Genomic DNA, 23,147 nt, shown 5'->3' with positions numbered 1-23,147 from the left:
ACATTTGAGTGCATTCCAGAGTTGAAACGCGGTCAATGTGGGAGGGGGCTTGCTCCCGATGAGGCCTACCGGTCACCGCAAGGCTCAGCGCTTGGGCAAATAGGCTGGCAGGTAGAGCCCCACATACGCATCAAACACCCGCATCCCTTCCTCCGCCATACGCGGCGTAATCTGCCCATGCTGATGCACCGAGCGCGCATACACGCGGTCGCTCAGCTCCAGCGCCAGGGCGAACACATCCACGTCGGCTGGCAACCTCGGCACTTCAAAGTGGCGGTTGAACACGGTCAGCATCAGATGTCCCAATTCCAGATCGTGCTGGCGGTCGGCCTGGGTGACTTCGGTGAGGCCATGCTGGGCCAGGATCAGCTGGCGGGCGGCGGCGTCATGTTCATAGATAGTCAGCATGCGCTGTTCGACGATACTGGACAGGTCTCGCCAAGTGTTGAGCGCGTCATGTTCGATGGGCGCCTCAATGGCCGCGCGGAAGGCCGCATGCACATCGGCCGTCAACGCCTCCAGTAACGCCGGCACGTTGGCGAAAAAGTGGTACACCGACGACGGCGGAATCTGCGCCCGTTCGGCCACGCTGTAGATCGACAAACTGTCCACGCCTTCGGCGGCCAGCAAGGTGCGGGCGGCATCGAGGATTGCGTCGATACGTGCCTGGCTGCGGGCGCGGGGTTTGCGAGTGGCGGCGGGGCGGGTGGTCATGGAAGTCTCCTACAAGGCAGCGGGCATTGTATGAGCAGGGAGATTTAACTGCATTCACAAATCAAAGTGTGGGAGGGGCGGTGCGACGATTCGACTTGCTCCCGATGAGGCCACCTCGGTATCCCAAAAGAAACCCATAAAAAAACGCCACTGACCAAAGTCAGCGGCGTTCCCTTTTACTGCTTCAACCGCTTACACGGTATGCAGGTACCAGTTGTACTCAAGGTCGGAGATGGAGTGTTCGAACTCTTCCAGCTCACTTTCCTTACAGGCGACGAAGATATCGATGTATTTAGGATCGATGTACTTGGCCATCACCTCGCTGTCGTCCAACTCACGCAGGGCATCGCGCAGGTTGTTCGGCAGGCTTTGCTCGTTCTGCTCGTAGCTGTTGCCTTCCACTGGAGCGCCCGGTTCGATCTTGTTGGTCAGACCATGGTGCACGCCTGCCAGGACCGAAGCCATCAGCAGGTAAGGGTTGGCGTCGGCGCCGGCCACGCGGTGTTCGATACGTACCGCGTCGGACGAGCCGGTCGGTACGCGAATCGCTACGGTGCGGTTGTCCAGGCCCCAGCACGGCGAGTTCGGCACGTAGAACTGTGCGCCGAAACGACGGTAGGAGTTGACGTTGGGGCACAGGAACGCCATCTGGGCGGGTAGGGTCTCCAGCACACCGCCGATCGCGTGACGCAATGCGGCGTTCTGCTCGGGATCCTCGCTGGCGAAGATGTTCTTGCCGTCCTTGTCCAGGATCGAAATATGCACGTGCAGCCCGTTGCCTGCCTGGCCTGGGTAAGGCTTGGCCATGAAGGTGGTGTCCATCTCATGGTCGTAGGCGATGTTCTTGATCAGGCGCTTGAGCAGTACCGCGTAGTCGCAGGCCTTGATCGGGTCGGCCACGTGGTGCAGGTTCACTTCGAACTGCGCCGGGGCACTTTCCTTGACGATGGCGTCGGCCGGGATGCCTTGCTCCTTGGCACCTTCGAGGATGTCCTGGAGGCAGTCGACGTATTCGTCGAGGTCGTCGATCAGGTAAACCTGTGTCGAATGCGGGCGTTTGCCGGAGATCGGCGAGCGGGGCGGTTGTGGGCGGCCGTTCACGTTCTCCTGGTCGATCAGGTAGAACTCAAGCTCGAAGGCAGCGCAGATGGTCAGGCCCATGTCATCGAACTTGCTGACGACTTGGCGGAGCACTTCGCGCGGATCGGCGAAGAAAGGTTCACCTTCAAGTTCGTGCATGGTCATCAGCAGTTGCGCGGTAGGGCGCTTTTGCCAGGGCTCATTGCACAGGGTGTCGGGGATTGGATAACAGATTCGGTCAGCATCACCGATGTCCAGGCCCAGGCCGGTGCTTTCCACCGTCGAGCCGTTGATATCCAGGGCAAATAAAGAGGCAGGCAGGTTAATGCCCTTCTCGTAAACCTTGTGGAGGCTGGTGCGTTCGATGCGCTTGCCGCGCACCACACCATTCATATCCGCAATTAGAAGGTCTACGTACAGAACCTCAGGATGATCCTTAAGGAACGCGTTCGCTTCGTTAAGCTGAACGGCACGCGGGGGTACCGACATGATGCAACACCTTTGTTGTTAAAAATATCAATCATTGATCTTTTCTGGTTTCAGTCAACCCGAACGGCATGCCGAAGTCAAGCGAGGCCTTTTTTGCCCTAAAAAAGCGCTCCGCAGGCTTTTTTGGGGCTTTTTAGGGCGGTTTTTTGGGTTTGATGGGCTTGGGACTCGCGGGCTTGAGCGGGCCGTGTTGTATTTTTTACGGGGGTGTTGTGTAAAAAAATGAACAAGGCTAAGCTCGATTCAAACCCATAACAGCAATAATACCGGGGTGCTTCATGTTTCACCTGCCGCCATTCGGCGTCTCTGCCTGCTTGCGCCAGGCTTTGTCCGCAGTTCATTCATCCCGTGTGAATACCCACGCTCCGGCCAATATTCTTGACGGCCTGTCCGACCTCTTCCTTGCCCTCGCCACCGCCGATGAACGGCCCTCATCCGTTGCGCCGATCAAGATTGCGCACAACTTTGGCGTGAGGAATGCAACGCTGCAGCAAATGGCAGGTAAGCTCCTACCCTGAACGAAAAAACGACGCGGATGCTGCGTCAACCAACGCCTGGCCTTTAATGGATGCCAGGAAACCCAGCCCAGAGGCATTTATGAGTAACAACCTCGACCAGCTCACCGATTGGTTGAAAGACCACAAGATCACAGAAGTCGAATGCATGATTGGCGACCTCACCGGCATCACCCGGGGCAAGATCTCGCCGACCAACAAATTCATCGCCGAAAAGGGCATGCGCCTGCCCGAGAGCGTGCTGTTGCAGACCGTGACCGGCGACTATGTCGAAGACGACATCTATTACGAACTGCTCGACCCGGCCGACATCGACATGATCTGCCGCCCCGACCAGAACGCGGTGTTCCTGGTGCCCTGGGCCATCGAGCCGACCGCCCAGGTGATCCACGATACCTACGACAAGCAAGGCAACCCGATCGAGCTGTCGCCGCGCAACGTGCTCAAGAAAGTCCTCAAGCTCTACGCCGACAAAGGTTGGCAGCCCATCGTGGCGCCGGAGATGGAGTTCTACCTGACCAAGCGCTGCGAAGACCCGGACTTCCCGCTGCAACCGCCGATCGGCCGTTCCGGGCGCCCGGAGACGGGTCGCCAGTCCTTCTCTATTGAAGCCGCCAACGAATTCGACCCGCTCTTCGAAGACGTCTACGACTGGTGCGAACTGCAGGAGCTGGACCTCGACACCCTGATCCACGAAGACGGCACCGCGCAGATGGAAATCAACTTCCGTCACGGCGACGCGCTGTCGCTGGCCGATCAGATCCTGGTGTTCAAGCGCACCATGCGTGAAGCCGCGCTCAAGCACGACGTGGCCGCCACCTTCATGGCCAAGCCGATGACCGGCGAGCCCGGCAGCGCGATGCACCTGCACCAGAGCATCATCGACATCGCCACGGGCAAGAACGTCTTCTCCAATGAAGACGGAAGCATGAGCCAGCTGTTTCTCAACCACATTGGCGGCCTGCAGAAATTCATCCCTGAATTGCTGCCGCTGTTTGCCCCTAATGTGAACTCGTTCCGCCGCTTCCTGCCCGACACCTCGGCGCCGGTGAACGTGGAATGGGGCGAAGAAAACCGCACTGTCGGCCTGCGCGTACCGGATGCCGGCCCGCAGAACCGCCGTGTCGAGAACCGCCTGCCGGGCGCCGACGCCAACCCGTACCTGGCGATTGCCGCCAGCCTGCTGTGCGGCTACATCGGCATGGTCGAAGGCCATAACCCGAGCGCGCCGGTGGTTGGGCGTGGTTACGAGCGGCGCAACCTGCGCCTGCCGTTGACCATCGAAGACGCCCTGGAACGCATGGAAAACAGCAAGACCATCGAGAAATACCTGGGTCAGAAATTCATCACAGGCTACGTCGCGGTCAAGCGGGCCGAGCACGAAAACTTCAAGCGCGTCATCAGTTCGTGGGAGCGGGAATTCCTGCTCTTCGCCGTCTGATGCGCCGGGCGTGCGGCTCGCGCCGTGCGCCCCTCACCGAAATTTGAGGAGATTGGTATGTCCAGCAACAACCCGCAAACCCGTGAATGGCAAGCCTTGAGCAACGATCACCATCTGGCGCCGTTCAGCGACTTCAAGCAATTGAAAGAGAAAGGCCCACGGATCATCACCAAAGCCCACGGCGTGTACTTGTGGGACAGCGAAGGCAACAAGATCCTCGACGGCATGGCCGGCCTGTGGTGCGTGGCAATCGGTTACGGTCGCGATGAACTCGCCGACGCCGCCGCCAAGCAAATGAAAGAACTGCCGTATTACAACCTGTTCTTCCAGACCGCTCACCCGCCCGTGCTGGAACTGGCCAAAGCCATTTCCGATATCGCGCCCGCCGGCATGAACCACGTGTTCTTCACCGGTTCCGGCTCCGAAGGCAACGACACCATGTTGCGCATGGTTCGCCATTACTGGGCGATCAAAGGCCAACCGAACAAGAAAACCATCATCAGCCGCAAGAATGGCTACCACGGCTCCACCGTGGCCGGCGCCAGCCTGGGCGGCATGACGTATATGCATGAACAGGGCGACTTGCCGATCCCGGGCATCACCCACATCGCCCAGCCGTACTGGTTTGGCGAAGGCGGCGACATGAGCCCCGACGAGTTCGGGACCTGGGCCGCCAACCAGTTGGAAGAAAAAATCCTGGAGTTGGGCGTGGACAACGTCGGTGCCTTTATTGCCGAGCCGATCCAGGGCGCCGGTGGCGTCATCGTGCCGCCCGCCACTTACTGGCCGCGCATCAAGGAAATCCTCGCCAAGTACGACATCCTGTTCATTGCCGACGAAGTGATCTGCGGGTTCGGCCGTACCGGTGAGTGGTTCGGGAGCGATTTCTACGACCTCACGCCACACATGATGACCATCGCCAAGGGCCTTACCTCGGGTTACATCCCCATGGGCGGCCTGATCGTGCGCGACGACGTGGTCGCCGTGCTCAATGAAGGCGGTGATTTCAACCACGGCTTCACCTACTCCGGCCACCCGGTGGCGGCGGCGGTGGCCATGGAAAACATCCGCATCATGCGCGATGAAAAAATCGTCAGCCGCGTTCACGATGAAACGGCACCGTATTTGCAAAAGCGTTTGAGGGAATTGGCGGATCACCCGTTGGTGGGCGAAGTTCGCGGCGTGGGCATGCTCGGTGCAATCGAGCTGGTTCAAGACAAGGCCACCCGCAAGCGTTATGAAGGCAAGGGCGCGGGCATGATTTGCCGCACTTTCTGCTTCAACAACGGCCTGATCATGCGCGCCGTGGGTGACACCATGATCATTTCGCCGCCGCTGGTGATCAGCAAGGCCGAAATCGATGAGCTGGTGACCAAGGCGCGTACGTGCCTGGACCTGACTTTGGCGGCGTTGCAGGGCTAAGTGCTAGGCTCAGTGCGCGGTGCATTGAGCAGTTACAAATGTTGGGGGCTCTGGTTGAAAGCCGGCCCCTGAACTTGCCAGACTGTCGCCCTGTTTTGTTGCCCTCTGGAAGGGCCGCTGAACATAAAAAAACGTGGCCCAAAAAAGAAAAATTGGAGCATCACCAAATGAAGGCATTAGGTTTGAAGAACGCCGGCAAGACCCTCCTCGCCTTGTCCCTGATGGGCGCAATGGCGGGCGGCGCCCAGGCAGCCGATAAAGTGCTGCACGTCTACAACTGGTCCGACTACATCGCACCGGACACCATCGCCAACTTTGAAAAAGAGTCGGGCATTAAAGTGGTGTATGACGTCTTCGACAGCAACGAGACCCTCGAAGCCAAGTTGCTGGCAGGCAAGTCCGGCTACGACATCGTCGTACCGTCGAACAACTTCCTCGCCAAGCAGATCAAGGCCGGTGTTTACCAGGAGCTGGACAAGTCCAAGCTGTCCAACTACAGCAACCTGAACACATCCCTGCTTAAAGCCGTGTCGGTCAGCGACCCGGATAACAAGCATGCCTTCCCGTACATGTGGGGTTCGATCGGCATCGGCTACAACCCGGAGAAGGTCAAGGCCGCGCTGGGCGTGGACAAGATCGACTCCTGGGATGTGCTGATGAAGCCTGAAAACATCGCCAAGCTGAAAAGCTGCGGCGTGAGCTTCCTCGATTCGCCGACCGAAATGCTGCCGGTGGCGCTGCACTACCTGGGCCTGCCGACCGACACTCAGAAGAAGGCCGATCTGAAGCAGGCTGAAGACCTGTTCCTGAAAATCCGTCCTTCGATCGGCTACTTCCACTCCTCCAAGTACATCTCGGACCTGGCCAACGGCAACATCTGCGTGGCCGTGGGTTACTCGGGCGACATCCAGCAGGCCAAGTCCCGCGCGGCTGAAGCCGGTGGCAAGGTCAAGGTTGCCTATGACATTCCGAAGGAAGGCGCCGGTAGCTTCTTCGACATGGTCGCCATCCCTAAAGATGCCGAAAACGTCGACGCCGCCTACACGTTCCTCAACTACCTGCTCAAGCCTGAAGTGATGGCCTCCATCACCAACAGCGTGCGTTTCCCGAACGGTAACGAGAAGGCCACCGCACTGGTCGACAAAGACATCACCAGCGACCCGGGCATCTACCCACCAGCCGATGTCCAGGCCAAGCTCTACGCGATTGCTGACTTGCCGGCTGCGACCCAGCGTGAAATGACACGCAGCTGGACCAAGATCAAATCCGGTAAATAAGCCGTGCTACCTGTGGAAGGGGGCTTGCTCCCTTCCACACATAAAATGACAGAAAGTTTTGCCGGATCGGTTTATCGAGGGTAAGTTGCGCGCCGGTTTTGTTGCCGGGCAACAACTTTGGGCCCAACTATTTAAGAGGACCTCCACGTGCCAATTTCTTTATTTCGCCAAGCCATGCTGGTGGGCGCGGGTATCACGCTGGCGTTGAGCGTGCAGGCCGCACCGACGGTGCATATTTATAACTGGTCGGACTACATCGGTACCGACACCCTGGCCAACTTCGAAAAGGCCACCGGTATCAAGCCCGTGTATGACGTGTTTGATTCCAACGAAACCCTGGAAGGCAAACTGCTGGCCGGGCGTACCGGCTACGACGTGGTGGTGCCGTCCAACCACTTCCTCGGCAAGCAGATCAAGGCCGGGGCGTTCCAGAAACTCGACAAGTCATTGCTCACGAACTACGCCAACCTCGACCCGGCACTGCTCAAGCGCCTGGAAAAGAACGACCCGGGCAACCAGTACGCGGTGCCGTACCTGTGGGGCACCAATGGCATCGGCTACAACGTCGACAAAGTGAAGCAAGTGCTGGGTGTCGACAAGATCGATTCCTGGGCCGTGTTGTTCGAACCGGAAAACATGAAGAAGCTGGCCACCTGCGGCGTGTCCTTCATGGACTCGGCGGATGAAATGCTGCCGGCTGTACTCAACTACATGGGCCTGGACCCGAACAGCACCAACCCGGCGGACTACAAAAAGGCCGAGGAAAAGCTGCTGAAAGTGCGGCCCTACGTGACCTACTTCCACTCATCCAAATACATCTCGGACCTGGCCAACGGCAACATCTGCGTGGCCGCCGGGTTCTCCGGCGATGTGTTCCAGGCCAAGGCCCGTGCGGCCGAGGCGGGCAAAGGCGTGAACATCGCCTACGCGATTCCCAAAGAAGGCGGCAACCTGTGGTTTGACGTGTTGGCGATCCCCAAGGATGCCGCCAACGTCAAAGAGGCCCACGCCTTCATCAACTATTTGCTGCAACCTGAGGTGATCGCCCAGGTCAGTGATTACGTCGGTTACGCCAACCCTAACCCTGGGGCGGACAAGCTGATGGAGCAATCGATACGCACCGACGAAGCGGTTTACCCACCGCAGGCGGTTCTCGAGCGGACATTCGTCAACTTCGAGCTACCCCCGAACGTGCAGCGTTTAATGACCCGTAGCTGGACCAAGGTCAAGACGGGCAAGTAAGGCTCAAACTATCCAAGGCTGGCCCGCATTGGGCCGGCTGCACAGTTTTTTTGGGAGTTTCGTAAATGGCAGTTGCCTCCGGCGCCTATAAGAAAGCCCTCGAGGGCGACCAGACACCGAAGAAGGTGCTGGTCAAAATCGACCGGGTCACGAAGAAGTTCGACGAGACGATTGCCGTGGACGATGTGTCCCTGGAAATCAAGAAAGGCGAGATCTTCGCCTTGCTCGGCGGTTCGGGTTCGGGCAAGTCCACCTTGCTGCGCATGCTCGCAGGCTTCGAGCGCCCGACCGAAGGCCGCATCTACCTCGACGGTGTGGACATCACCGACATGCCGCCCTACGAGCGGCCGATCAACATGATGTTCCAGTCCTACGCCCTGTTCCCGCACATGACCGTGGCGCAGAACATTGCCTTCGGCCTGCAACAGGACAAGATCCCCAAGGCCGAGGTCGACGCCCGCGTGGCCGAGATGCTCAAGCTGGTGCAGATGAGCCAGTACGCCAAGCGCAAGCCGCACCAGTTGTCCGGTGGCCAGCGCCAGCGGGTTGCCCTGGCGCGCTCCCTGGCCAAACGCCCGAAGCTGCTGCTGCTCGATGAGCCGATGGGCGCACTGGACAAGAAGCTGCGTTCGCAGATGCAGCTTGAGCTTGTCGAAATCATCGAGCGCGTCGGCGTGACCTGCGTGATGGTGACCCACGACCAGGAAGAGGCCATGACCATGGCCGAACGCATCGCGATCATGCACCTGGGCTGGATCGCGCAGATCGGCAGCCCCATCGATATCTACGAAACCCCCACCAGCCGCCTGGTGTGCGAGTTCATCGGCAACGTCAACATTTTCGACACCCAGGTGGTCGACGACGCCGAAGGCCACGCGGTGCTCAAGTGCCCGGACCTGGACCGCGACATCTACGTGGGCTACGGCATCGCCACCTCGGTGGAAGACAAGTCGGTGACCTACGCCATTCGCCCGGAAAAGCTGCTGGTCACCACCGAAATGCCGACCTGCGAACACAACTGGTCCAGCGGCAAGGTGCACGACATCGCCTACCTGGGCGGCCACTCGGTGTTCTACGTAGAGCTGCCGAGCGGCAAGCTGGTGCAGTCCTTCGTCGCTAACGCCGAACGCCGTGGTCAGCGGCCGACCTGGGGTGACCAGGTCTACGTGTGGTGGGAAGACGACAGCGGCGTGGTACTGCGCTCATGAACATGAAGAAGCTCAAGCGGCGCTTGCACCGCATCGTCCCCAGCGGCAAGCAGGTGGTCATCGGGATTCCGTTCCTGTGGCTGTTCCTGTTTTTCGCCTTGCCGTTTTTCATTGTCCTGAAAATCAGCTTTGCCGAAGCCGACGTGGCGATCCCGCCGTATACCGAGATCTACACCTACGTTGAGCAAAAACTGCAGGTGGTGCTGAACCTGGCCAACTACCAGTTACTGGCGGGGGATGAGCTGTATATCTCCGCCTACCTGGGCTCGCTGAAGATGGCCTTTTTCAGCACGCTGCTGTGCCTGCTGATCGGCTATCCGATGGCCTACGCCATTGCTACCGCGCGCAAAGAAATGCAGACCGTGCTGGTGCTGCTGATCATGATGCCGACCTGGACCGCCATTTTGATCCGCGTGTATGCGTGGATGGGCATCCTCAGCAACAACGGTTTGCTCAATGGTTTCCTGATGTCCATGGGGCTGATCAACGAGCCGCTGCAGATCCTCAACACCAACATCGCGGTGTATATCGGCGTGGTTTATTCATACCTGCCGTTCATGATCCTGCCGCTGTACGCCAACCTGGTGAAGCACGACCAGAGCCTGCTTGAAGCTGCATCGGACCTGGGTTCGAGCACGTTCAACAGCTTCTGGAAGATCACCGTGCCGTTGTCCAAGAACGGCATCATCGCCGGTTGCATGCTGGTGTTTATCCCGGTGGTGGGCGAGTTCGTGATCCCTGAACTGCTCGGCGGCCCGGAAACCCTGATGATCGGTAAAGTGCTGTGGCAAGAGTTCTTCAACAACCGTGACTGGCCGGTGGCGTCTGCCCTGGCGGTGGTGATGCTGGCGATCCTGATCGTGCCGATCATCCTGTTTAACCGCAGCCAAGCCAAAGAGATGGAGGGCAAGATATGAAGCGCGTCAGTTTCTCAAGCTTCATGCTGGTGGCGGGGTTGTTGTTTATCTACCTGCCGATGCTGATCCTGGTGATCTACTCGTTCAACGAATCCAAACTGGTGACGGTGTGGGGCGGTTGGTCGATCAAGTGGTACGTGGGCCTGCTGGACAACACCCAACTGATGGGCTCGGTGGCGCGCTCCCTGGAGATCGCCTGCTACACGGCGGTGGCCGCGGTGGCACTGGGTACATTGGCGGCGTTCGTGCTCACGCGCATCAGCCAGTTCAAGGGCCGCACGTTGTTCGGCGGCCTGGTGACCGCGCCGTTGGTGATGCCCGAAGTGATCACCGGTCTGTCGCTGTTGCTGCTGTTCGTGGCCATGGCGCAACTGATCGGCTGGCCCCAGGAGCGTGGCATCGTCACCATCTGGATCGCCCACACCACGTTCTGTGCGGCGTATGTGGCGGTGGTGGTGTCGGCGCGTTTGCGTGAGCTGGACCTGTCGATCGAAGAAGCGGCGATGGACCTGGGCGCGCGGCCGTGGAAGGTGTTCTTCCTGATCACTATCCCGATGATCGCGCCGTCGCTGGCCGCCGGCGGCATGATGTCGTTTGCGTTGTCCCTGGATGACCTGGTACTGGCCAGCTTCGTGTCCGGCCCGGGCTCCACTACCTTGCCGATGGAAGTGTTTTCGGCCGTGCGGCTTGGGGTTAAACCCGAGATCAACGCGGTGGCCAGCCTGATTCTGTTGGCGGTGTCGCTGGTGACCTTTCTGGTGTGGTTCTTCAGCCGTCGTGCCGAGGAACACCGCAAGAAGGCGATCCAGCAGGCGATTGAAGAAGCCGCTGCCGATGGCTGGCAGCAGCCGGACAAGCGTCGGGCGCCAGCGCCGGTCTAACTGACGGAGCAGGCGCAAACTGTGGGAGCAGGCTTGCCCCCTCCCACAGTGTTGATCCGTTATCGAACTGGCAGCAGTTTCAGCGTGCCCCGAGTATTCGCCGTGATTTCCTCTTCGGTGAAATGCGCCTGTTCGTAACCGCCTTCGATGTAGGTTTCGGCCTGGTCGCTGTAGTGGCGATCAAACGGTACACCGCTTTGTCCCACTGGGTTGATGGTCAGCGCATGGGCCGCGTCGGCGAAGTCGATCAGGCGGCGGGTCGAGGGGCCGTAGGTCACCGGCCACGGTGCGGGGCCGATCGCGGCCGATTGGTTGTTTGGCACCTCGTGGCTGCCGGGGGCCGGGAAGGGGCCGACATTGACGATCAGGTCCAAGGGCTTTTGTGAACCCAGTGGGTGGCCATGGGTAAGGGTGTGCGCCTTGCCCCATTGCCATTGGGCGGGGTCGTCGCCGAAGGTGGCCTTGAGGTGCGCGAGGCTGTTGTCCCAGGCGAGCTTGACGGCGTCGGCGCGTTTGCCGTCCCACCAGGGCGAACTCGGGTCGGCGGCCAGGCGCGGTAAGGCGGCGTCGATTGCCCGGGTGCCGAGCAAGGTCTTGAACAGGTTATCGCCCAGTTTTGGGTGGAAGGCCGCATCCGCCAGGTTGAACAGGAACTGGTTGAACAGCGTGGCGCTGATGGAGTCCAGCGGGTAATCGCCTTTCCAGGCGGCCAGTTGTTCCACCAGCTTGAGTTGCGACGGGTCCTTGACCACCTCGCGCAACACCGGCAACAGCGGCGCCAGCAAGCGCGGGCCGAAGGCGGTCGTGGTGCCCAGTTGCAAGGCTTGGCTGTTGTTTACATCCCACTTCACGCTTTTATCGCTCAACTGCGCGTTCAACTGCTGGCCCCGGTCGGCCAGGTTGTAGTAGCCGGGGATCTCCATGCCGCTGGGCGATACCGGTTGGGCATTGGCCGAAACCACATAGCCGCGCGCCGGGTTTTCTTCCTGGGGGTTGGCGCTGAAGGGGTAAAAGCCCAGCTTGTCGGCCTGGGCGGTGCTGCCGTCGAGGATAAACCCAGGGTTGGCACCGGCCGGGCGGATCGGCAGTTGCGCCGCGGCCCACCAGCCGATATCGCCCTTGGCATTGGCCCACACAATATTCAGCCCCGGCGCAGAGACCTTGGCCGCTGCGGCCCGGGCCTTGGCCAGGGTATCGGCGCGGTTGAGCTGGTAGAAACCTTCGAGGATCGGGTTCTGGGTGTCGAGGAATGCCCACCACATCGCGATTGGCGTGTTGCCGGCGTTCTCGCCGAGTACGTCATTGATGATCGGCCCATGGGGCGACTGACGCAGCGTGAGGGTGACCGGGGCCTGGCCCTTCACCGCGATCTGTTGCGCGCTGCTGGTCATGTCTACCCACTGGTCGTGGTACCAGACCTGATTGGGGTTGGCCGGGTTGACCTTTTCGGCGATCAGGTCAAGGTCGTCGTTCTGGAACATGGTCAGGCTCCAGCCGAAGTCCAGGTTGTGCCCCAGGAACGCCACCGGCACCAGCGCGTTGTGATAGCCATACAGCTCGAAGCCCGGCGCCGACAGCTGCGCTTCGTACCATACCGACGGCACTGAAAAGCGAATATGCGGGTCGCCCGCCAGCAAGGGTTTGCCGCTTTTGGTGCGGCTGCCGCTGATGGCCCAGGCATTGCTGCCTTCGAACTGCGGCAAGCCATTGTCGGCCAGGGCCTGGTCGCTCAGGGCGGCTATCGCGCCCAGGGTTTGCCAGTCACCGGCAGCCAGGTTCAGCGCGCCCTTGGGTTGCCAGCCCAGGTCGAAGACGTTCAGGTACTCGCTGCCCAACTGGTCGCGGACGTAAGTCAGCAATGGCTCGGTACGAAACGCGGCGGCAAAACTGTAGGCCAGGTAGCCGGCGACGCTGATGGTGTCTTCGGCGGTGAACCGGCGTTTGGGAATGCCCAGCACGTCGAACTCCATGGGGCTGGCGTGGCTGTCCTGATACTGGTTTATGCCGTCCAGGTAGGCTTGCAGGGCTTCCCATGCGGGGGACTCATGGTCCATGTGTTCCACGTAGCTCAAGGCGCGTTCACGAATGCGCAGGCTGCGAAACAGCTTGTCGGTTTCCAGCAGCTTGGGCCCCAGCACCTCGGCCAGTTCGCCACGGGCCAGGCGCCGCATGATCTCCATCTGGAACAACCGGTCCTGGGCGTGCACGTAGCCCAGCGCGCGATACAGGTCGGCCTCGTTCTCGGCGCGGATGTGCGGCACGCCACGGTCGTCGTAGCGCACCGTGACCGAGCCTCGCAGGTTGGCCAGCGAAACCGTGCCCTGGCGGGTGGGTTGCTTGCTGTACACGTACCAGCCGGCACCGAGGGTGATCAGCACCAGCAGCACCGCGAGAACCCGCAAGACGCGCTTCATGGACTTTCCTTACAGAGAGTGGAGTGACTAACGAGCTTCAGGCCACGAACAATAGCAGCCCACCGCCAGGGTGTGCGTGGCATTCACGTCGCGCCCCGTTCCAAGGGCTTTGAGGATCGGCTCGATGAAGCTGTTGCTCGAATTGCACGTCAGCCCTTCGCTGTAGGGCCCGAAATACGCAAGCTTGCCGCTGCGATCCCAGATGCCCACGGCGGGGCTGGCGGGCACTTGATCGGCGCCGGGCAGGGTTGTGAGGGTTTTCATGGTGCGCAGGTTATCGGGCAGTTGGCCGTGGCTGCCGGGCTTTTGCAGGGCATAGAACTCAACGCCCTGGGGCGCGTACTGCTCGATCAGTTCGCCCAGGTGCTGCTGGTTGCCGACATTGCATGGGCAGGCCGGGTCCCAGAAGTGCACCAGGCGAATCGGGCCTGGCCCGGCGAGGTCGGCGGGCAGTTTCAAGGGGTCACCGGAAAACACCGCCGTGTGCTCGCTGAACGCACGCAGGTAGCGGCCCTGGAACCAGTTATATGCCGCCCATAGCACGCCGGCGCAGAGGATCAGGACCAGGCTGGCGAACAGGGCGTTACGGTAGGGCGGTCGCATTCAGATCTATCCTCGAAGGTCGCGTAGCTTGCCATGCTTGCCCTGACAGATGAATATCGCAGCTCGATATTCATCTTCGCCGTCAGTCTGGAAGCCTTTATGCCCGTCACCTTTGACCCCGATCATCTGCGCGACAGCTTGCGACCCCTGGTGGATGCGCAGCCGCTCAGCGCCGAGGCGCGGGTGTATCAGCGTTTCTACGGCTTGGACCTGGCCGCGCGCAAAGTGCCGGCCGTGAGCCGCCTGGGGCGTTTGGAGGTTGACGGGTTCGCGGTGGTGGCGCAGGTGTGGTGGCCACCCGCTCCGGTGGCGACGATGTTCATGTTCCACGGCTTCTACGACCATATGGGCCTATACCGCCACGTAGTGGACTGGGCGCTGGACCAAGGCTTTGTGGTGATTGCCTGCGACCTGCCGGGCCATGGTTTGTCCAGCGGCGCACGGGCCAGCATCGATGACTTCGCGGTGTACCAGAACGTGGTGCAGGCGCTGTTCGCCCAGGCCGAGGCGCTGCACCTGCCGCAGCCCTGGCACCTGTTCGGGCAGAGTACTGGCGGCGCGGTGGTGGTGGATCATTTGCTCCACCACGGCGCCGACAGCCCGGCGCAGGGCAAGACCTTCCTGCTGTCGCCGCTGGTGCGTCCGCGTGCCTGGGGCTGGTCCCAGCTGAGTTATTACCTGCTGCGGCCGTTCGTCAACGGTATCGCCCGGCGATTCAGCGAGAACACCAACGATCCTGAATTCAAGCCGTTTTTGGAAGCCGACCCGCTGCAACCGCGCCAACTGCCCACCGCCTGGGTGGGTGCGTTGTTGCGCTGGATCAAGCGCATCGAAGCCGCGCCGCGCAGCCCACGGCGGCCGATAATCGTGCAGGGCGAGGAAGATATGACGGTGGACTGGCAGCACAATTTGCAGGTGCTGCGGGGTAAGTTTGATCAGCCGCAGGTGTTGATGCTCAAGCGCGGTCGGCACCATTTGGCGAACGAGATTCCCGAGATTCGCGATGAATATTTCAGCTTTCTCACGGATCAATTGAAGTAACACAGTCCAAATGTGGGAGGGGGCTTGCTCCCGATAGCAGTGTGTCAGGCAAACATTTTTTGCTGATCCACCGCTATCGGGAGCAAGCCCCCTCCCACATTTTTATTACTGCGTCAGGCTTGAGGTGCTTTGGCCAACCGCAAGACCTGCGCGAATGGCGGCCAACGCCGCCTGGTAATACGCCTTGCCTTCCGGCGACTCCGCAAACGTCGCGAATTCTTCCAGCTCGGGGTCAGACAAGTCTCGATAGACGTACAGCAACGTGTTGTTCAGGTCGTTGCCAATCTGCTGCATCAAGCGTTCGCGCTGCCCATTCAACATGCCTTGTGCCTGGCCGCCGCCCAGTAGGCCGGGGATCATCTGGCTCAAGCTGTCTGCGGCCACGCCGGCAATCGCCAGGCTCACTTCGGCCCCGGCTTCACGGGCAGGCAATGCCTGGGCCAGGTGGCCGATGATCAGGCTGCGGGTCGCGTCGGCTTCGATCTTCGGCAGGCCCTGAGCGTTTTTTGCCAGTTGGTCGCGGCGGGTGGTGAGCAACTCGGCGGCGACAATCTTGCGGCCCAATGGCGATTGGAAGAACGCCAGCGCAGGCTTTGGGTCCGCCAGGTTTTTGCGCAACTGCGCCTCGGCGCGTTGGTCCATGGCCTGGGCGGCAAAGCGCTTGTTGCTGTTGTCCACCAACGCCTGATACACCGCCGGCGGCAGGCTATTGCGGTAGCGCTGCTGGGCCGCACTGAGGGCGTCATTGAAATGCGCACGTTGTTCGGCCCAGCCGGCGACCTTGTACAACTGGTCATGGCCGTCTGCCCAGGCGGGCAAAACGCAGAACATCAGCAAGGAAAAAAACAAACGACGCATATGGACTCCTGTCAGTCGGCCACTATTGTCCGTGTCGGGCGTAGGATTTGTCGAGAAGTCCTATCAGTCACCTGACTAAAGTGTATTCAGACGCTCGACGGCGCTGTCGGATTTGAAGACGTATGGATACTATGCGCGCCATGCAAATGCCCCTTGATCATCCCCTGCTGCAACGCATCGTCGACGACCTGGCCGAAAAAGGTTGGTCGCAGCAGAACGGCTTCCTGCCCCAGGCTCTGACCCTGGAACTGGCGGCTGAGTGCCGTAAACGTGCGGTCGAAGGTGAGTTGGCGCCGGCAGCGGTGGGGCGTGGGCCGGCCCAGGAGATTCGCGAAGGTATTCGCGGCGACCATATCCAGTGGCTGGAGGCGGGCGACGCCGCCGTCTGCGACCGCTACATGGCGGTGATGGACAGCCTGCGCCTGGCGATGAACCGGGGTCTGTTCCTCGGCCTGGAAGATTTCGAAAGCCATTTCGCGATGTACCCGCCGGGGGCGTTTTACCTCAAGCACCTGGATCGTTTTCGCGACGATGACCGGCGCATGGTCTCGGCGGTGATCTACTTGAACGATGCCTGGTTGCCGGAACACGGCGGCCAGTTGCGCATGTACCTCAAGGACGGCGTCGAATACGACGTGGTGCCCAGCGGCGGATGCCTGGTGGTGTTCCTGTCGGGCGAAGTGCCCCACGAAGTCATGCCTGCCACGCGCGAACGCCTGTCCCTCACCGGCTGGTTTCGCCGGCGCGGCAATGAGCCCTTTTGACATGCAAAAGATCCTGGTCAGCCGCTGCTTGCTCGGACACAAAGTGCGCTAAGACGGCGGCGCCAGTGGGCCGTTCGATCAACTGGCCGTGTGGCAAGCCGAAGGGCGCGTGATTGCGATCTGCCCGGAAGTGGCAGGCGGTTTGCCGACGCCCAGGCCTCCTGCCGAGATCCCCGGTGGGCAGGGCATCGATGTGTGGGACGGTCGGGCCCAGGTGCTGACCGCCGAGGGCGAAGATTTCAGCGCCGCCTTCCTCGACGGGGCCCGGCAGGCGTTGGCATTGGTGCAACGGCACGGCATCCGTATCGCCATCCTCAAGGCCAACAGCCCGTCCTGCGGCAACCTGCTGACCTATGACGGCACCTTCAGCGGCGTGAAGGTCACTGGCGAAGGCGTCACGGCGGCGCTGCTCAAGCGCCACGGTGTACAGGTGTTCAGTGAGCTGGAGTTGCCGGCGGCGGCGGTGCATCTCTCAAGTCTTGAGTAAGTGGGAGGGCAAGCCCCCCACTACTTTAGGATCTACTCAGACTTATCCACCGGTGTTGTTCCTTCAAGCCACTTCTGCGCCAGCGCCTTCAGCCGGCCATCATCCTTTACCCGCTTCAACGCGCCGTCCAAGCTGCTCTTGAACGCCGGGTTGCCCTTCTGGAACGGGATCGCCAGCTCGGGTTTCTCGTGATAAGCCTCGCTGAAATCGAACTGATTCTCTAGCTCGGCAGTCTTAGCGATATGGTTGATGGCCACGTCGTATTTGCCGCTTTCTACACCGGCAAGCAGGTCGGCCTCATCGGTGGTGATAAACGAGGAGCGTACGTCCATTTCCTTGGCCAACTGTTCACCCAGCTCCACTTCAAAGCCGGTGAGCTTGTCGCCTTCCTTGAAGTTGTAGGGCGGGGTGTTGGCTTCAAGGACGATGCGCAGCTCACCCCGATCATTGACGTCGTCGATCAGTTCGGCATGAGCCAGGGGGCTCAGCAGGGGAAGCAACAGTAACAGGCCAGGCGAAACGCGCATGGTCACTCCTAAAGAATTCGAATGTGCGAGGCGCCGTTCCGCATCGCTTTGCTATGGTGGTGAGTGCCTTGGACAGCAATTTGTCGCGAAGTTGTCATAACCCTACAGATTTCACAGAAAAACTGGAGAAGCGAATGAAAGCCTTTTTGACCCGTGCAACCGTTGGCAGCCTGCTGCTGGGGGCCTCGCTGTTGGCCAACGCCGCCGATGTTCCGCATACCCCTGCGCCGAAGGGGGCTGAGGTGTTTATCGTATCGCCCAAAGACGGTGCCACTGTCGACAAGACGTTCACCGTCAAATTCGGGGTAAAAGGCCTGGACCTGGAGCCGATCGACAAACAAGTGCCAGGGGCTGGTCACCATCACCTGCTAGTTGACCGGGACGTGCAATCGCTCAAGGCGGACGAGGCTATTCCAGCCGATGCGACCTCCATTCACTTCGGCAAGGCCCAAACCGAAACCGAACTGACCTTGACCCCCGGTAAGCACACGCTGCAATTGGTGGCCGGGGACAACGTGCATCGCCAATTCGAGCCCACGGTCGCCTCCAAAGTCATCACGGTGACCGTCAAGTAAGCGTTATTCGGACAAAAAAATGGGAGGCCCCTGCGGGTCTCCCATTTTTTGTGCCGCGCTTTTAAAGCGTTAGAACAACACGCGGCTACGGATAGTGCCGTTGATGTGCTGCAGCTTCTCTTGCGCCAGGTCCGAGTATTCGGCGTCTACGTCGATTACCACGTAGCCGACCTTCTCGTTGGTCTGCAGGAACTGACCGGAGATGTTGATGCCGTTTTCCGCGAAGACCTTGTTGATCTCCATCATCACGCCAGGAATGTTCTGGTGGATGTGCAACAGGCGGTGCTTGCCAGGGTGAGCCGGCAATGCCACTTCCGGGAAATTCACGGACGATACCGAGGTACCGTTGTCGCTGTACTTGACCAGCTTTTCCGAGACTTCCAGACCAATGTTGGCCTGGGCTTCAGCGGTGGAGCCGCCGATGTGCGGGGTCAGGATCACGTTGTCCAGGCCACGCAGCGGGCTTTCGAAGATGTCGTCGTTGGAGCGCGGCTCCACCGGGAACACATCGATGGCGGCGCCGATCAGGTGCTTGTCCTTGATCGCATCGGCCAGGGCGTCCAGCTCGACCACGGTGCCGCGTGCAGCGTTGATCAGAATGCCGCCTTTCTTGATCGCGCGGATTTCCTTCTCACCAATCATCCACTGGGTCTCAGCGGTTTCCGGAACGTGCAGGGTCACGATGTCGGACATGCCCAGCAGCTCGGTCAGGCTCGACACTTGCGTGGCGTTGCCCAATGGCAGCTTGGTCAGGGTGTCGTAGAAGAACACCTGCATGCCAAGGCCTTCAGCCAGTACCGACAACTGAGTGCCGATCGAGCCGTAACCGACGATACCCAGCTTCTTGCCGCGGATTTCGAAGGAGTTGGCCGCGCTTTTGATCCAGCCGCCACGGTGGCAGGAAGCGTTCTTCTCGGGAATACCGCGCAGCAACAGGATGGCCTCGGCCAGCACCAGCTCCGCAACGGAACGGGTATTGGAATACGGTGCGTTGAACACCGCGATGCCGCGCTCGCGTGCTGCGTTGAGGTCGACCTGGTTGGTGCCGATGCAGAAACAGCCCACTGCCACGAGTTTCTTGGCGTGATCGAAGATCTCTTCGGTCAGCTGAGTGCGGGAGCGAATGCCGATGAAGTGCGCGTCGGCGATCTTTTCCTTGAGCTGGGCTTCCGGCAGAGAACTGGTGATGTACTCAATGCTGGTGTACCCGGCGGCTTTCAGAACGTCGACAGCCGATGGGTGGACGCCTTCCAGAAGAAGGAACTTGATCTTGCTCTTATCGAGAGAAGTCTTGCTCATCTGCGTAAACCTGTATCCCGGAGAAAATTGGCAGGGAATCGGATCGCTTAAGCTGACCCGGACGGCAGGAAAGCCGTCACCGCAGAAACGCCCTTGGGCTCTGTCCTGCGGGGGCGGTATGCTAGCATACGCGCCCCGCTAACACTCATTCCTGCGACGTGAAGCGTTCTCAGGATGACCATGAATTGTTCGAGAGTTCTGTCGATGACCCATCCTGCCCTGATTGATGAGCTAAAGACCCTGGTTGAGCCCGGCAAAGTGCTGACCGACGCAGACTCCCTGGAGGCTTACGGCAAGGATTGGACCAAGCACTTCGCACCCGCGCCCACCGCCATCGTCTTCCCCAAGACCGTTGAGCAGGTCCAGGCCATTGTGCGTTGGGCCAATGAACGTAAGGTGGCGCTGGTGCCATCGGGCGGTCGCACCGGCTTGTCAGCAGCCGCTGTGGCGGCCAATGGCGAAGTGGTGGTGTCCTTCGACTATATGAACCAGATCCTCGACGTGAACCTCACCGATCGCACCGCCGTGTGCCAGCCGGGCGTGGTCACCAAGCAATTGCAGAACGTCGCCGAAGAAAACGGCCTGTACTACCCGGTGGATTTTGCCTCGTCCGGTTCCAGCCAGATCGGCGGCAACATCGGCACCAATGCCGGCGGGATCAAGGTGATTCGCTACGGTATGACCCGTAACTGGGTGGCGGGCATGAAGGTCGTCACCGGCAAGGGCGATGTACTGGAACTGAACCGCGATCTGATCAAAAACGCCACCGGCTACGACATGCGCCAGCTGTTTATCGGCGCTGAAGGCACCCTGGGGTTTGTGGTCGAAGCCACCATGCGCCTGGATCGTGCGCCGAAAAACCTCACCGCCATGGTGCTGGGCACCACCGATTTCGACTCGATCATGCCGGTGCTGCACGCCTTCCAGAGCAAGCTGGACCTGACGGCCTTTGAGTTCTTCTCGGATAAGGCCCTGGCCAAAGTCCTCGGTCGTGGCGATGTGCCTGCGCCGTTCGAAACCGAGTGCCCGTTCTACGCGTTGCTTGAATTCGAAGCCACCACCGAAGAAGTCGCCAACCACGCCCTGGAAACGTTCGAACATTGCGTCGAGCAGGGCTGGGTGCTGGATGGCGTGATGAGCCAGAGCGAAACCCAGCTGCATAACCTGTGGAAGCTGCGCGAGTACATCTCCGAGACCATCTCCCACTGGACGCCCTACAAAAACGACATCTCGGTTACTGTGTCCAAAGTGCCGGCGTTTTTGCGGGAAATTGACGACATCGTCGGCGAACACTACCCGGACTTCGAAATCGTATGGTTCGGCCACATCGGCGACGGCAACCTGCACCTGAACATCCTCAAGCCGGAAAACCTGAGCAAGGACGAGTTCTTCGCCAAATGCGCCACCGTCAACAAGTGGGTGTTCGAGACCGTCGAGAAGTACAACGGCTCGATCTCCGCCGAGCACGGCGTGGGCATGACCAAGCGCGATTACCTCACCTACAGTCGCTCACCGGTTGAAATCGAATACATGAAGGCCGTGAAAGCGGTGTTCGACCCTAACGGGATCATGAACCCAGGCAAGATCTTCGCTATTTAAGGAGTCGTTCCATGAGCTACCAGCACAAATACGTCGACGGCACCAACGTCCACTTCCCGGTGGGTAAAGTGGTGTGCATTGGGCGTAACTACGCCGAACATGCCAAGGAACTGGACAACCCGGTACCGACCGAGCCGTTGCTGTTCATCAAGCCGGGCAGTTGCGTGGTGCCGCTGGAAGGTGGTTTCGCCATTCCGACCGAGCGCGGTTCGGTGCATTACGAAGCGGAAATCGCGGTATTGATCGGCAAGCCGCTGTCGAACAAGCCAAGCCGTGAAGAAGTGCTGGACGCCATTTCCGGTTTCGCCCCGGCGTTGGATTTGACCCTGCGCGACAAGCAGGCCGAGTTGAAGGCCAAGGGCCTGCCGTGGGAAATCGCCAAGTCCTTCGATGGCGCGGCGGTGATCGCACCTTTTGTGGTGAGCAGTACCTTTGCCGACGTGACCGACATCGGCATCCGGCTGACCATCAATGGTGAAGTGCGCCAGGACGGCAACAGTTCGCAGATGCTCAACCCCATCGTGCCGATGATTCAGCACATGGCCGGCTGCTTCTCGCTGCAGGCCGGCGACGTGATCCTCACCGGCACCCCGGCTGGCGTGGGCCCGCTGAATGTGGGCGATGAGCTGGTGCTGGAACTGGCCGGCGTGAATCGCTTCGAAAGCGTCGTTCGCTGATTAACATGTGGGAGGAGGCGTGCCCCCTCCCACCTTGGCTGGGTGTACACCTTTGCATTTTTTTCACACGCCATCCGGATAATCCCCAGCCTCGACCGCGCGGGCCCGTTGATCCTGTGCTATCACCTACGCTGACTTTCCGGAAAAGCGCCCAATGGCCGTGTCCCTGCCCTCCGCCACACCCAAGCTGCGTTCTCGTTTCGCCCTGCGCTGGTATTCCTGGCTGTTTCTGGCGGGCGTGATCGTCTATGGCGTTTCCTGGGCCATGCATTGGGATGATCGCGGTGTGCTGTGGGTATTGGAGCGATTTGAAACCTCCACCGAACGCAGCGAAAGTGTGTGGCTGCCGGACTATCACGCCGTCATCGATGCCAAGGTGCTGCCGGGCATGGAGAAGGATGAGGCCTCGGACGTCTCTTACAACCCGCAGACCAAAACCCTGTTTTCCGTCATGGGCAAAAACCCCTTCCTCGTTGAGTTGACCCTGCAAGGCGATGTGCTGCGCAAAATGCCACTTAATGGCTGGAGCAACCCGGAAGGGGTGACAGTCATGGAAAATGGCCTGCTGGCGGTGGTCGACGAGCGTGATCACAGCCTGACCATTGTTAAGGTCGACGCCACCACCCAGCACTTGAACAAGGCCGATTTCCCGAGTTACGACCTGGGGCCGTCCAAGGATCAGAACAAAGCGTTCGAAGGCGTTACATGGGACCCGCGCAACCAGCAGTTTGTATTGGGCGAAGAACGCCCGCCGGCGTTGTTCACCTGGAAAAGCGACGGCAGCCAGACCCTGGTTGGCGCCAAGCAAAAACTGGCCAGTGAAGAACTGGACATGCGCAACCTCTCGGCCCTGGCCATCGACCCGCGCACCGGCCACCTGCTGGTGCTGTCGGCCGACTCGCACCTGCTGCTGGAGCTGAACGAGAAGGGCGAACAAGTCAGCTTCATGACCCTGCTCGGCGGTTTCAACGGCCTCAAGAACACCATCCCGCGCGCCGAAGGTGTGACCATGGACGAGAACGGCACCCTGTACGTGGTCAGTGAGCCGAACCTGTTCTATCGTTTCGAAAAGCAGAAGTAGCACACCGATTACGTCGAATACGTCTCCAGTTGCGGC

General features: G+C 60.2%; 21 protein-coding genes and 1 pseudogene. 15 read left to right on the top strand and 7 right to left on the bottom strand.

The window, feature by feature from the left end:
• Positions 1-84: 84 nt before the first annotated feature.
• Complete coding sequence (locus tag KSS96_RS27350) at positions 85-714, bottom strand: TetR/AcrR family transcriptional regulator (protein ID WP_065879294.1); 630 nt, start codon at positions 712-714, stop codon at positions 85-87.
• Between the two features lie 192 nt (positions 715-906).
• Positions 907-2,283 (bottom strand): glutamine synthetase family protein, encoded by a 1,377-nt coding sequence (locus KSS96_RS27345; protein WP_003176781.1) that lies wholly within the window; start codon positions 2,281-2,283, stop codon positions 907-909.
• Between the two features lie 278 nt (positions 2,284-2,561).
• Between KSS96_RS27345 and KSS96_RS27340 the strand changes: the two genes are divergently transcribed.
• The 8 genes from KSS96_RS27340 (at position 2,562) to KSS96_RS27305 (ending at position 11,186) form a co-directional block, all read left to right on the top strand.
• Entirely contained in the window at positions 2,562-2,801 is a 240-nt protein-coding gene (locus tag KSS96_RS27340) for a hypothetical protein (RefSeq protein WP_080598201.1), read from the top strand.
• Positions 2,802-2,880: 79 nt separating this feature from the next.
• Entirely contained in the window at positions 2,881-4,239 is a 1,359-nt protein-coding gene (locus tag KSS96_RS27335; RefSeq protein ID WP_017530900.1) for a glutamine synthetase family protein, read from the top strand.
• 57 nt (positions 4,240-4,296) lie between these two features.
• Positions 4,297-5,661: an aspartate aminotransferase family protein gene (locus KSS96_RS27330; protein WP_017530901.1), complete on the top strand. Its 1,365-nt coding sequence runs from the start codon at positions 4,297-4,299 to the stop codon at positions 5,659-5,661.
• Between the two features lie 182 nt (positions 5,662-5,843).
• Positions 5,844-6,938: a polyamine ABC transporter substrate-binding protein gene (locus tag KSS96_RS27325; RefSeq protein ID WP_026067502.1), complete on the top strand. Its 1,095-nt coding sequence runs from the start codon at positions 5,844-5,846 to the stop codon at positions 6,936-6,938.
• A gap of 147 nt (positions 6,939-7,085) precedes the next feature.
• Positions 7,086-8,180: a polyamine ABC transporter substrate-binding protein gene (locus tag KSS96_RS27320; protein ID WP_017530903.1), complete on the top strand. Its 1,095-nt coding sequence runs from the start codon at positions 7,086-7,088 to the stop codon at positions 8,178-8,180.
• 65 nt (positions 8,181-8,245) lie between these two features.
• Positions 8,246-9,388 carry an ABC transporter ATP-binding protein gene (locus KSS96_RS27315; RefSeq protein WP_003195240.1) on the top strand — a complete coding sequence of 381 codons (1,143 nt, stop codon included), beginning with the start codon at positions 8,246-8,248 and terminating at the stop codon, positions 9,386-9,388.
• Positions 9,385-10,305, top strand: coding sequence for an ABC transporter permease subunit (locus KSS96_RS27310; protein ID WP_017530904.1), 921 nt, complete (start codon positions 9,385-9,387; stop codon positions 10,303-10,305). The genes KSS96_RS27315 and KSS96_RS27310 overlap by 4 nt, the downstream gene beginning before the upstream one ends.
• On the top strand, positions 10,302-11,186 hold the full coding sequence (locus KSS96_RS27305; protein WP_017530905.1) for an ABC transporter permease subunit: 885 nt from the start codon (positions 10,302-10,304) through the stop codon (positions 11,184-11,186). Before KSS96_RS27310 ends, KSS96_RS27305 begins: the two co-directional genes overlap by 4 nt.
• A 59-nt stretch (positions 11,187-11,245) precedes the next feature.
• Here KSS96_RS27305 and KSS96_RS27300 read toward each other — a convergent pair whose 3' ends face one another.
• Entirely contained in the window at positions 11,246-13,600 is a 2,355-nt protein-coding gene (locus tag KSS96_RS27300; RefSeq protein WP_217855538.1) for a penicillin acylase family protein, read from the bottom strand.
• 27 nt (positions 13,601-13,627) lie between these two features.
• Positions 13,628-14,203, bottom strand: a complete 576-nt coding sequence (locus tag KSS96_RS27295) for a DUF6436 domain-containing protein (protein WP_017530907.1) — start codon at positions 14,201-14,203, stop codon at positions 13,628-13,630.
• 99 nt (positions 14,204-14,302) lie between these two features.
• Between KSS96_RS27295 and bipL the strand changes: the two genes are divergently transcribed.
• Positions 14,303-15,244: a phospholipase BipL gene (bipL, locus tag KSS96_RS27290; protein WP_026067503.1), complete on the top strand. Its 942-nt coding sequence runs from the start codon at positions 14,303-14,305 to the stop codon at positions 15,242-15,244.
• A 105-nt stretch (positions 15,245-15,349) separates the two neighbouring features.
• Here bipL and KSS96_RS27285 read toward each other — a convergent pair whose 3' ends face one another.
• Positions 15,350-16,102: a DUF2059 domain-containing protein gene (locus KSS96_RS27285; RefSeq protein ID WP_217855536.1), complete on the bottom strand. Its 753-nt coding sequence runs from the start codon at positions 16,100-16,102 to the stop codon at positions 15,350-15,352.
• A 131-nt stretch (positions 16,103-16,233) separates the two neighbouring features.
• Between KSS96_RS27285 and KSS96_RS27280 the strand changes: the two genes are divergently transcribed.
• Positions 16,234-16,866: a 2OG-Fe(II) oxygenase gene (locus KSS96_RS27280; RefSeq protein ID WP_065879394.1), complete on the top strand. Its 633-nt coding sequence runs from the start codon at positions 16,234-16,236 to the stop codon at positions 16,864-16,866.
• A 1-nt stretch (position 16,867) separates the two neighbouring features.
• A pseudogene (locus KSS96_RS27275) lies at positions 16,868-17,353 on the top strand (2-thiouracil desulfurase family protein).
• A gap of 32 nt (positions 17,354-17,385) precedes the next feature.
• On the opposite strand, the gene KSS96_RS27270 reads toward KSS96_RS27275, so the two are convergent.
• Positions 17,386-17,880, bottom strand: coding sequence for a transporter substrate-binding domain-containing protein (locus KSS96_RS27270; protein ID WP_017530912.1), 495 nt, complete (start codon positions 17,878-17,880; stop codon positions 17,386-17,388).
• A gap of 134 nt (positions 17,881-18,014) precedes the next feature.
• On the opposite strand from KSS96_RS27270, the gene KSS96_RS27265 reads away from it, so the two are divergent.
• Positions 18,015-18,455 (top strand): DUF4399 domain-containing protein, encoded by a 441-nt coding sequence (locus KSS96_RS27265; RefSeq protein WP_017530913.1) that lies wholly within the window; start codon positions 18,015-18,017, stop codon positions 18,453-18,455.
• 69 nt (positions 18,456-18,524) lie between these two features.
• On the opposite strand, the gene serA is transcribed toward KSS96_RS27265, so the two are convergent.
• Positions 18,525-19,754: a phosphoglycerate dehydrogenase gene (gene serA, locus KSS96_RS27260; protein ID WP_003176761.1), complete on the bottom strand. Its 1,230-nt coding sequence runs from the start codon at positions 19,752-19,754 to the stop codon at positions 18,525-18,527.
• Positions 19,755-19,958: 204 nt separating this feature from the next.
• Here serA and KSS96_RS27255 point away from each other — a divergent pair, with 204 nt between their 5' ends.
• The 3 genes from KSS96_RS27255 (at position 19,959) to KSS96_RS27245 (ending at position 23,111) form a co-directional block, all read left to right on the top strand.
• The gene (locus tag KSS96_RS27255) at positions 19,959-21,353 is read left to right on the top strand and encodes a D-2-hydroxyglutarate dehydrogenase (protein WP_065879297.1); all 1,395 of its coding nucleotides are present in this window, start codon (positions 19,959-19,961) and stop codon (positions 21,351-21,353) included.
• Positions 21,354-21,364: 11 nt separating this feature from the next.
• Positions 21,365-22,030 (top strand): fumarylacetoacetate hydrolase family protein, encoded by a 666-nt coding sequence (locus KSS96_RS27250; RefSeq protein ID WP_017530915.1) that lies wholly within the window; start codon positions 21,365-21,367, stop codon positions 22,028-22,030.
• A 154-nt stretch (positions 22,031-22,184) separates the two neighbouring features.
• On the top strand, positions 22,185-23,111 hold the full coding sequence (locus KSS96_RS27245; RefSeq protein WP_017530916.1) for an SdiA-regulated domain-containing protein: 927 nt from the start codon (positions 22,185-22,187) through the stop codon (positions 23,109-23,111).
• The last annotated feature ends 36 nt before the right edge of the window (positions 23,112-23,147 follow it).

It is taken from the genome of Pseudomonas asgharzadehiana (assembly GCF_019139815.1).
Classification (GTDB): domain Bacteria; phylum Pseudomonadota; class Gammaproteobacteria; order Pseudomonadales; family Pseudomonadaceae; genus Aquipseudomonas; species Aquipseudomonas asgharzadehiana.
The sequence above is the reverse complement of the archived record's forward strand: the minus strand, read 5'-3'. Positions and strand labels throughout refer to the sequence as shown.

Bases quoted from the DNA above. Each gene is read 5' to 3' on its own strand.
- KSS96_RS27350 (WP_065879294.1), bottom strand. From the start codon at position 714: ATGACCACCCGCCCCGCCGCCACTCGCAAACCCCGCGCCCGCAGCCAG.
- KSS96_RS27345 (WP_003176781.1), bottom strand. From the start codon at position 2,283: ATGTCGGTACCCCCGCGTGCCGTTCAGCTTAACGAAGCGAACGCGTTC.
- KSS96_RS27340 (WP_080598201.1), top strand. From the start codon at position 2,562: ATGTTTCACCTGCCGCCATTCGGCGTCTCTGCCTGCTTGCGCCAGGCT.
- KSS96_RS27335 (WP_017530900.1), top strand. From the start codon at position 2,881: ATGAGTAACAACCTCGACCAGCTCACCGATTGGTTGAAAGACCACAAG.
- KSS96_RS27330 (WP_017530901.1), top strand. From the start codon at position 4,297: ATGTCCAGCAACAACCCGCAAACCCGTGAATGGCAAGCCTTGAGCAAC.
- KSS96_RS27315 (WP_003195240.1), top strand. From the start codon at position 8,246: ATGGCAGTTGCCTCCGGCGCCTATAAGAAAGCCCTCGAGGGCGACCAG.
- KSS96_RS27310 (WP_017530904.1), top strand. From the start codon at position 9,385: ATGAACATGAAGAAGCTCAAGCGGCGCTTGCACCGCATCGTCCCCAGC.
- KSS96_RS27305 (WP_017530905.1), top strand. From the start codon at position 10,302: ATGAAGCGCGTCAGTTTCTCAAGCTTCATGCTGGTGGCGGGGTTGTTG.
- KSS96_RS27300 (WP_217855538.1), bottom strand. From the start codon at position 13,600: ATGAAGCGCGTCTTGCGGGTTCTCGCGGTGCTGCTGGTGCTGATCACC.
- KSS96_RS27295 (WP_017530907.1), bottom strand. From the start codon at position 14,203: ATGCGACCGCCCTACCGTAACGCCCTGTTCGCCAGCCTGGTCCTGATC.
- bipL (WP_026067503.1), top strand. From the start codon at position 14,303: ATGCCCGTCACCTTTGACCCCGATCATCTGCGCGACAGCTTGCGACCC.
- KSS96_RS27285 (WP_217855536.1), bottom strand. From the start codon at position 16,102: ATGCGTCGTTTGTTTTTTTCCTTGCTGATGTTCTGCGTTTTGCCCGCC.
- KSS96_RS27280 (WP_065879394.1), top strand. From the start codon at position 16,234: ATGCGCGCCATGCAAATGCCCCTTGATCATCCCCTGCTGCAACGCATC.
- KSS96_RS27270 (WP_017530912.1), bottom strand. From the start codon at position 17,880: ATGCGCGTTTCGCCTGGCCTGTTACTGTTGCTTCCCCTGCTGAGCCCC.
- KSS96_RS27265 (WP_017530913.1), top strand. From the start codon at position 18,015: ATGAAAGCCTTTTTGACCCGTGCAACCGTTGGCAGCCTGCTGCTGGGG.
- serA (WP_003176761.1), bottom strand. From the start codon at position 19,754: ATGAGCAAGACTTCTCTCGATAAGAGCAAGATCAAGTTCCTTCTTCTG.
- KSS96_RS27255 (WP_065879297.1), top strand. From the start codon at position 19,959: ATGACCCATCCTGCCCTGATTGATGAGCTAAAGACCCTGGTTGAGCCC.
- KSS96_RS27250 (WP_017530915.1), top strand. From the start codon at position 21,365: ATGAGCTACCAGCACAAATACGTCGACGGCACCAACGTCCACTTCCCG.
- KSS96_RS27245 (WP_017530916.1), top strand. From the start codon at position 22,185: ATGGCCGTGTCCCTGCCCTCCGCCACACCCAAGCTGCGTTCTCGTTTC.